Origin of the sequence: Nocardia sp. NRRL WC-3656, from assembly GCF_000720265.1 — a bacterium.
In the GTDB taxonomy this organism is placed as follows: domain Bacteria; phylum Actinomycetota; class Actinomycetes; order Mycobacteriales; family Mycobacteriaceae; genus Nocardia; species Nocardia nova.
In genome coordinates, this window is record NZ_JOJF01000062.1 from 1 (window position 1) to 8,500 (window position 8,500).

Here is an 8,500-nt window from a genome sequence, read left to right on the forward strand (position 1 = left end):
TGCGGTAACGCATGGAGGTGACTGGTACTAATAGGCCGAGGACTTACCAACAAAGCTGCTACGCGTCCACTGTGCGGTATCTGAAACAACACACTGCTCCGTTGGGAGGCAAGGGGCTTCGGCCCCTTGAACCCCTGGAAGGGAATGTGGGGGCTAGGCCCCCACACCCCCTTAGGTGGATAGTTTCATAGAGTTACGGCGGCTATAGCGGTGGGGAAACGCCCGGTCCCATTCCGAACCCGGAAGCTAAGGCCACCTGCGCCGATGGTACTGCACTCGACGCGATGCGCGCGCAGGCCGGGCAAGTGGGGAAGCGTTCGTGTCGCGTGATTGAATTTATGGTGGTTGCAGATGGGTGCCGGCGGACGGCGCACGGTCTGCATGTCGTCACCGGCTGCTCGTGCCGGATCAGAGAAAGGTAACGCTGTGTCGGAGCATGACGACGGTAGGAGACCCTTCCGCCGTGGCAGTACCGGTCCGGACTCGGCCGGCCCCGGCACACCTGCCCACGACCGCGGAGAAGGGGAGCGTCGCTCCGGAGGTTTCCGGCGCGGCGACGACGCCCGCCGCTCGGGCGGATACGGCGCCCGTGACGACGATCGGCGCGGAGGTAGCGGGCGCGGCGACGACCGCCGTGGATCCGAGCGCGGCACCGGCGGTTACGGCCGCGGTGGAGACGACCGACGCTCCGGAGGTTTCCGGCGCGGCGACGATGATCGTCGTTCCGGTGGTCACGGGCGCGGTGGAGACGACCGCCGCTCGGGCGGCCATGAACGTGGCGGAGACGACCGTCGCTCCGGTGGTTTCCAGCGCGACAACGACGATCGCCGTTCCGGTGGTTACAACCGTGGTGGCGACGACCGTCGATCAGGTGGATACAACCGTGGTGACGACGATCGTCGCTCGGGTGGGCACCCGCGCGGTGGCGACGACCGTCGTTCCGGCGGTTACGAGCGGGGTCGCGACGACCGTCGCTCCGGTGGTTACAGCCGCGGCGACGACGACCGTCGCTCCGGTGGTTACAACCGCGGCGACGACGACCGTCGTTCCGGTGGTTACAACCGTGGTGGCGACGACCGTCGTTCCGGTGGGTACAACCGTGGTGGCGACGACCGGCGTTCCGGTGGTTTCGAGCGCGGCGGCGACGATCGTCGCTCCGGGGGATACGGTCGCGGTGGTGACGATCGCCGCTCGGGTGGGTTCCGGCGTGACGAGGGCGATCGGCGGTCCGGCGGTTACGGGCGCGGCGGAGATGATCGCCGCGGCGGATTCCGGCGCGACGAAGGTGGCCGGCGACCGGGAAGTCCGAGCGGCCGTGAGGATCGTCCGGGTGGTTACGGCCGGGGCGAGGGTGATCGGCGCGGCGGGTTCCGGCGCGGTGGCGCGGATGCCGAGCGTCGATTCGGATCGGCGGACGAGGCCGACACCACCGCGCACACCGGAGAATCGGCGGAGGGCGGCGCGAACTTCGAGGACCGGGAGCCGCGGCGACGGGGTGGTGAAGGGGCGCGCGTCGGCGGTGAGAGCCGGGCGGGGCGGCCCGATGAGCCCGCGTTGCCGGACGATGTGCAGGCGAGCGATCTGGACGGCGCGGTACGCCGCGATCTGCTGAGCCTCGACAAGAACAACGCCGAGGCGGTCGCCCGGCATCTGGTGATGGCCGCCCGGCTGCTCGACGAGGACCCGGAGCAGGCACTCGAACATGCGCGCGCGGCACGGCGCCGCGCCGGACGCATCGCGGTGGTCCGCGAAACCGCCGGTGTCACCGCCTATCACGCGGGTGAATGGGCCGAAGCTCTGTCCGAGCTGCGTACCGCGCGCCGGATGTCCGGCGGCTCGGGTCTGCTGGCGGTCATGGCCGATTGCGAACGCGGGCTGGGGCGGCCCGAACGCGCGATCGAACTCGGCCGCAGCGACGAGGCGCGGGCACTGTCGGGCGACGAGGCGACCGAGCTGCGGATCGTCGTCGCAGGTGCGCGAATGGATTTGGGCCAATACGATCAGGCCGTGGTCACCCTGCAGACGCCGGAACTGGATCCCTCGCGCTCCGGTTCCGCCTCGGCACGGTTGTTCTACGCCTATGCGGAGGCGCTGCTCGCCGCCGGCCGGTCCGACGAGGCACTGCAGTGGTTCCTCAATGCGGCCGCGGCCGATGTCGACGGTGATACCGACGCCGAGGAGCGTGCCGACGAACTCGCGGGCGCACAGGTCGACGACGACGTGGAGTAACTAGTGGCAGCATCGCTTCGGGAGAGCTTCGAGGCCCTCCTGCTGGATCTGGACGGCACGCTGTATCGGGGCGCGCAGGTGATCACCGGCGCACCCGCTGCTCTCGACGCCGGCGGTGGCGCGCAGAAGCTGATGTTCGTCACCAACAACGCCAGCCGGTCGGCCGGTGTGGTGGCCGCGCATCTGCGCGAATTGGGTTTCGGCGCAGGTGAATCCGAGGTCGTTACCAGCGCACAGGCGGCCGCGCATGTGCTCGCCTCCCGGCTGGCCGCCGGATCCACCGTGCTGATCGTGGGCACCGACGACCTCGCGGCGGAAATCGAACAGGTCGGCCTGCAACCGATCCGGCGTTTCAACGGCGTGGCTCCCGCCGCGGTCGTGCAGGGGCATTCCCCGCAGACCGGATGGCCGGACCTCGCCGAGGCGGCCTACGCCGTGCGCGCCGGGGCCCTGTGGGTGGCCGCGAATGCGGATGCCACCCTGCCGAACGAGCGCGGCCTGGCGCCGGGCAACGGCGCGATGGTCGCCGCATTGCGAGCCGCGACCGACCAGGAACCAGTGGTTGCCGGTAAACCCTATGCACCGCTGCTCGAGGATGCGCTGGTCCGCGCGGCGACCCGCGACGCGCTCGTGGTGGGGGACCGTCTCGACACCGATATCGACGGCGCCCGGTGCGTCGGCCTGCCGTCGTTGATGGTCCTCACCGGCGTCAGCACCCTCGACGATCTGCGAGCCCGCCCCGCCGACCACCGGCCCACCTACATCTCCCGAACTCTCGACGCGCTGAATCACCCGGTGATCCGGCACGATTCTCCCGAGGGTGGCACGGTCGACCACCTGGTCAGGCTGTTGGACGAAAACCCCGGTCGCGCAATCGAATTGGTTCGGTAACTGTCCGGCTCACGGCGTTCACCACGGCCGAGTCGACGACTGCCCGATCCACGCCGGGATCGTCGGTCAATCGCGGCGATCCTCGGCAGCTGTGAACGCTGCCGCGGTCTCGGGGAGGATGCCCAGGCGTCGTAGCAGCGGGGTGGCCGCAGCTCCGGCGCGACGCCGGGTGATCGCCGCCGATTCGTGTGCGGCAGTGGGGATTTTGAGCCACCAGCATTCCAGCGGCCGGTAGTCGGCGGCGGGAACGAGGCGTTCGGCGAGGTCCGGCCGCTGCGCCCACAGGTAGCGGCGGGCGCGGGCAGCGTGCATGGGGTCGGAGGCGATCATGATGCGATCGGCTCGTTCCATGGCGGGAATGGTGAATTCGATGTTCTGCCATGTGGTTTCGGCCGATGTCTCGGTGCGGATTCGCTCGAGCGGAACACCGAGGTGGGCGCGGGTGTATTCGGCCATCACCGTCGCTTCGACCCAGGGGCCGTGCACGGCGCCGCCGGTGAAGATCAGGAATCCGTCGCGGTCGCGCGGCAGCGAGCGGGCGCCGATGCGGCATCGCCAGCGCTGCAGCGCGCGCGTCCGGCCGTCGGCGGTGGCCGGGTAGCCCAGCACCACCACCGCGTCCACACCGCCGGTTCGTGGTTCCCGCCGCGGTCCGAGCAGTCGCCGAGATGCGCGCCAGTGGGCGTATTCGGCGGCGGCGACCACCGCGGCCGCCGTCGATGCCGCCGCGAGTGCGACGAACCGGACAGATACCTGTCGTCGCTTACCTCCCACGCCGCCATTGTGCCAATACTCGCCGCACCCCACCGGTCCTGGGCTGGAGCTGTCGATGTCGAGCACCCGGCGCCCGGCCGCTGGACGCCACCGTGACCTCCGTTTCACCCGTGCCGCCGCTTGCCTGTCCGTCGTGGAACTCCGGTAGCGTTGTCGGCACCATGACTACGCCCATTCCGCGTCCGCATCCGTCCGGTTCCTCCGGTCCTCGCCCGGGAGTTCCGCTGCCCGGGCAGCATCTCGCGGGAGGGACGGCGGAGTTCGCCGATCCGGAGCAGGTGCGGGCCGAGGTGGCGGCGCTGCTGGCGGAGTTGCCCGGAGCGCGGCGCGTGAGCAGCGACGAAGCCGACGGGGTGGACCGCGCGGGAAGCGATATCACCCGGCGGGCGCGCATTCTCGAACAGGCCCACGAGGTGCTCGTCGGCGCCCTGGCGACGGTGGACAAGATCTGAGGTGGCCAGGCGCGCGCGAGTGGACGCCGAACTGGTTCGCCGCGGATTGGCGCGATCGCGAGAGCACGCGGTCGAACTGATCGGCGCGGGCCGCGTCCTGATCAACGGTGCGGTCGCGTCGAAACCGGCGACCGCGGTCGAGCCGAATACCCCACTGCTGGTGCGTGAGGAACCCGACGAGGTCCAGTGGGCCTCGCGTGGTGCGCACAAGGTGCTGGGGGCGCTGGAGGCGTTCGAGCCGCTCGGGGTGAGCGTGGCCGGGAAGCGCTGTCTGGACGCCGGTGCGTCGACCGGCGGATTCACCGATGTGCTGCTCGCCCGCGGCGCCCGCGAGGTGGTCGCCGTCGATGTGGGCTACGGCCAGCTGGTGTGGCGGCTGCGCAACGACGAGCGGGTCCGCGTGTTCGACCGCACCAATGTGCGCGCGCTGACGCCCGAGGCGATCGACGGACCGGTCGAGCTGGTGGTCGCGGATCTGTCGTTCATCTCGCTGGCGCTGGTGCTGCCCGCGCTGGCGGCCTGCTGCACACCGGGTGCGGATCTGCTGCCCATGGTGAAACCGCAGTTCGAGGTCGGTAAACAGCGAGTAGGCTCCGGCGGTGTGGTGCGTGATCCGGCTCTGCGCGCCGAGGCGGTGACCGAGGTGGCCGCCGCGGCCGCCGAGCTGGGCCTGCGTACCCGCGGTGTGGTCGCCAGCCCGTTGCCCGGCCCGTCGGGCAATGTCGAGTATTTCCTGTGGCTGCGCAAGGACACACCGGACACGGATTCGGCCGAGACCGAATCGGAGCCCGATATCAGCGAATTGGTGCAGCGTGCGGTCGAGGAGGGGCCACAGTGAAGCGGGAGATCCTGCTCGTCGCCCATCCGGGCCGTTCCGAACTGCTCGAGACCGCGCATCGGGTCGCGAAGATCTTCGCCAACGCCGGAATCGGGTTGCGCGTCCTCGAGGACGAGGCCTACAGCACCAAGCTGGATTTCGACGACACCGGCGAACCCGACGGCTATCCGGTGCGGGTGGTGCCGCACGGTCCCGAGGCCGCGGTCGGCTGCGAGATGGTGCTCGCGCTCGGTGGCGACGGCACCTTCCTGCGCGGGGCGGAGATGGCACACCCGGCCCGGGTTCCCGTACTGGGAATCAACCTCGGGCGCATCGGTTTTCTCACCGAGGCCGAGGCCGAACATCTGGACGACGCGCTGGCCCAGGTGGTGCGCGGCGATTACCGCATCGAGCAGCGGATGACCGTAGATGTCAGTATCCGCGTCGATGATGTTGTCGTGGAACGCGGATGGGCCCTCAACGAGGCCAGTATCGAGAATGCCGCCCGGATGGGCGTGCTGGAGGTCGTCCTCGAGGTCGACGGCCGCCCGGTGTCGCAATTCGGTTGTGACGGCGTGCTGATCGCGACACCCACCGGCTCCACCGCCTATGCCTTCTCCGCGGGTGGTCCCGTGGTGTGGCCCGAACTCGAGGCGCTGCTGGTCATTCCCAGCAATGCGCACGCACTGTTCGCGCGGCCGCTGGTGACCAGCCCGGAGTCGCGGATCGCGGTGGAAACCGTTGCGACAGGCCATGATGCGATCGTCTTCCTGGACGGCCGGCGTACGCTGGCATTGCCGCGCGGTGGGCGATTCGAAGCGGTGCGCGGCGCCGAACCGGTGCGGTGGGTGCGGTTGGATTCCGCCCCCTTCGCCGACCGGATGGTGCGCAAGTTCCGCTTACCCGTGACAGGCTGGCGGGGCCGGCGGCCGGAACGGCCGTGCGCGCCGGAGCCGGCCCGCACCCCCACCGAGCAACCCGGCTCAGGCGATAGCGAACACCGCCGAACGGAGAGCACACGTGCTGACAGAGATCAGGATTGACGGCCTCGGCGTCATATCCACCGCCACCGCGCAGTTCCACGAGGGACTGACATGTGTGACCGGTGAGACCGGTGCCGGCAAGACGATGGTGGTCACCGGACTGCATCTGCTCGGTGGCGCCCGCGCTGACGCCGGACGGGTGCGTCAGGGCGCGCAGCGGGCCGTGGTCGAAGGCCGGTTCACCGTCGAGGACGTGCACGACAGCGCCCGCGACGAGGTCGAGAAGGTGCTGGAATCCTCCGGCGCGCAACGCGACGACGACGACAGTGTCATCGCGGTGCGCACCGTCGGCAGCGACGGGCGTTCCCGCGCCCATCTCGGTGGCCGTAGTGTGCCGGCCGCGGTGCTGTCGGATTTCACGGCGCCGCTGCTGACCGTGCACGGGCAGAACGACCAGCTGCGGCTGCAGCGTCCCGATCAGCAACTGCAGGCCCTGGATCGGTTCGCCGGCGATGCGGTGGCCGGGCTGCTGCGCAAATATCAGCTGGCCCGCCGCACCTGGCTGCAGGCTCGCGCCGAGCTGCTGGAACGCACCGCGCGCAGCCGTGAACTCGCCCTCGAGGCCGATCGGCTGCAGCATTCGCTGAACGAAATCGATACGGTCGCACCGGAACCCGGTGAGGACGAGCGCATCGTCGCCGAGGTGCTGCGGCTCGGCGATCTGGATTCGCTGCGGGAGGCGGCCGGCGCCGCCCACGCGGCCCTCGCGGGTTCCGGCGACGGTGAGGGCGCCGGTGCGCTGGACGCGCTCGGTGGTGCGCGGGCCCGGCTGGAATCCAGTGACGATCCGGCGCTGACCGCGTTGGCGCCGCGGCTGGGGGAGGCCATCGCGGTGGTGGTCGATGTGACCACCGAGTTGAGTTCGTATCTGTCGGATCTGCCCTCGGATCCCGCGGCACTGGACAGCCTGCTCACCCGCCAGGCGGAGCTGAAATCGCTGACCCGCAAATACGCACCCGATGTCGACGCGGTGATCGCCTGGGCCGACGAGGCGCGCACCCGCCTGGCCTCCCTCGACGTGTCGGAGGAGGCGCTGGCGGCGCTGGCCGCCGAGGTGGAGACCGCGGCCGTGCAGGTGCGGGAGACGGCGAAGAGGCTGACCGCCGCCCGGCGCAAGGCCGCTCGCAAACTCGCGACCGCGGTGAGCGCCGAATTGAGCGGACTGGCGATGGGCCGCGCCAAACTCGAGGTGGAGGTGCGGCCACTGGCGGCGGCCGCGCAGGACAGTGCGCCCATCACCGTCGAGGGGGCGGAACTGCATGCGGGCGCGTCCGGTGTCGACGAGGTGGAATTCCGGCTGTCCGCCCACTCCGGCGCGCAGTCGCTGCCGTTGAGCCGCAGTGCGTCCGGTGGTGAGCTCTCGCGCGTGATGCTGGCGCTGGAAGTGGTGCTCGCCGCCTCCGAATACGGCTCGACCATGGTGTTCGACGAGGTCGACGCCGGTGTCGGCGGCCGCGCCGCGGTGGAGATCGGGCGACGGCTGGCGCGGCTGGCCCGCACCCATCAGGTCATCGTTGTGACTCATCTGCCGCAGGTGGCCGCCTTCGCCGACACCCACCTCGTGGTGGACAAGGTCGACGACGGCAAGGGCGTCAACAGCGGGGTGCGGGCGCTGACCACCGACGAGCGAGTCGTCGAGCTGGCTCGCATGCTGGCCGGTCTCGACGACACCGAGACCGGCCGCGCCCACGCCGAGGAGTTGCTGGCCACCGCGCGGGCGGAGAAGGCCGACACCACCTCGGCGGCGGGCTGACGAGCTGCGAAGCGTCTACTTGGCGACGGCCTTCTTGGCGGCCTTGAGGAACGGCGAGATCAGGCCGCGCAGAAACAGTTCCGTCGCCTTGTCCGGCACCGGCAGCTTGGGCTCGGATTCCATCCGGTACGACACCAGGGTGCCGCCCGGGGCGTCGGCGAAGGTGATGGTGCCGACGTGCCGCTTCACCGGCGCACCGGCGATGATCCGGTATTCCATGCGCTCACCGGGAACCAGTTCGGTGGTTTCCTCGGTCACACCGATGCCGCCCACGCCCACCAGGTAGCGTGCACCGACGCCGGAGGCCTCGGGGGCGCCGGGCTGACGCAGCGTAATGCGCACGGGCAGATAGCCGTTGAGACTGTCGCGCTCGGCGAACAGCTTGTAGACGACGTCGCGCGGTGCGGGAATGACCGTGTCGACGGTGGTACTGGCCATGGCGTTCTCCCTAAGTTTGTAGGTGTCTGGGGTTGGTGCCCTGGATGCCCAGAGCGGTGGGGTGTAGCTGATGGGTTTTTGCCTTGTTCGAGGCTCCGAAGGA

Annotated in this window: 7 protein-coding genes, 1 rRNA gene and 1 pseudogene; 7 read left to right on the forward strand and 2 right to left on the reverse strand. The window is 70.0% G+C overall.

Going from position 1 to position 8,500, the window contains the following annotated elements; all coding sequences use genetic code 11:
* The first annotated feature begins 194 nt into the window (after window positions 1-194).
* The 3 genes and pseudogenes from rrf (at window position 195) to IG65_RS0133520 (ending at window position 3,120) form a co-directional block, all read left to right on the forward strand.
* Window positions 195-331, forward strand: a 5S ribosomal RNA gene (gene rrf / locus IG65_RS0133500).
* Between the two features lie 809 nt (window positions 332-1,140).
* Window positions 1,141-2,229: pseudogene (locus IG65_RS39980) on the forward strand (hypothetical protein); the annotation flags it as partial.
* Between the two features lie 3 nt (window positions 2,230-2,232).
* A complete protein-coding gene (locus IG65_RS0133520) occupies window positions 2,233-3,120 on the forward strand; it encodes an HAD-IIA family hydrolase (protein ID WP_036526520.1) in 888 nt (295 codons plus the stop codon).
* Window positions 3,121-3,186: 66 nt separating this feature from the next.
* Here the strand turns inward: IG65_RS0133520 and IG65_RS0133525 are convergent, their stop codons facing one another.
* A complete protein-coding gene (locus tag IG65_RS0133525) occupies window positions 3,187-3,894 on the reverse strand; it encodes a YdcF family protein (RefSeq protein ID WP_081879944.1) in 708 nt (235 codons plus the stop codon).
* A 161-nt stretch (window positions 3,895-4,055) separates the two neighbouring features.
* Here IG65_RS0133525 and IG65_RS0133530 point away from each other — a divergent pair, with 161 nt between their 5' ends.
* Genes IG65_RS0133530 through recN form a run of 4 tightly spaced genes read left to right on the forward strand, consistent with a single transcriptional unit; the run spans window position 4,056 to window position 7,959 of the window.
* Window positions 4,056-4,346, forward strand: coding sequence for a hypothetical protein (locus IG65_RS0133530; RefSeq protein ID WP_030518949.1), 291 nt, complete (start codon window positions 4,056-4,058; stop codon window positions 4,344-4,346).
* Window position 4,347: 1 nt separating this feature from the next.
* Window positions 4,348-5,184 (forward strand): TlyA family RNA methyltransferase, encoded by an 837-nt coding sequence (locus IG65_RS0133535; RefSeq protein WP_030518950.1) that lies wholly within the window; start codon window positions 4,348-4,350, stop codon window positions 5,182-5,184.
* Complete coding sequence (locus IG65_RS0133540) at window positions 5,181-6,206, forward strand: NAD kinase (RefSeq protein WP_081879943.1); 1,026 nt, start codon at window positions 5,181-5,183, stop codon at window positions 6,204-6,206. The genes IG65_RS0133535 and IG65_RS0133540 overlap by 4 nt, the downstream gene beginning before the upstream one ends.
* Window positions 6,184-7,959: a DNA repair protein RecN gene (gene recN / locus IG65_RS0133545; protein ID WP_030518952.1), complete on the forward strand. Its 1,776-nt coding sequence runs from the start codon at window positions 6,184-6,186 to the stop codon at window positions 7,957-7,959. Before IG65_RS0133540 ends, recN begins: the two co-directional genes overlap by 23 nt.
* Before the next feature lie 15 nt (window positions 7,960-7,974).
* Here the strand turns inward: recN and IG65_RS0133550 are convergent, their stop codons facing one another.
* Complete coding sequence (locus tag IG65_RS0133550) at window positions 7,975-8,397, reverse strand: SRPBCC family protein (RefSeq protein WP_030518953.1); 423 nt, start codon at window positions 8,395-8,397, stop codon at window positions 7,975-7,977.
* Between the last annotated feature and the right edge of the window lie 103 nt (window positions 8,398-8,500).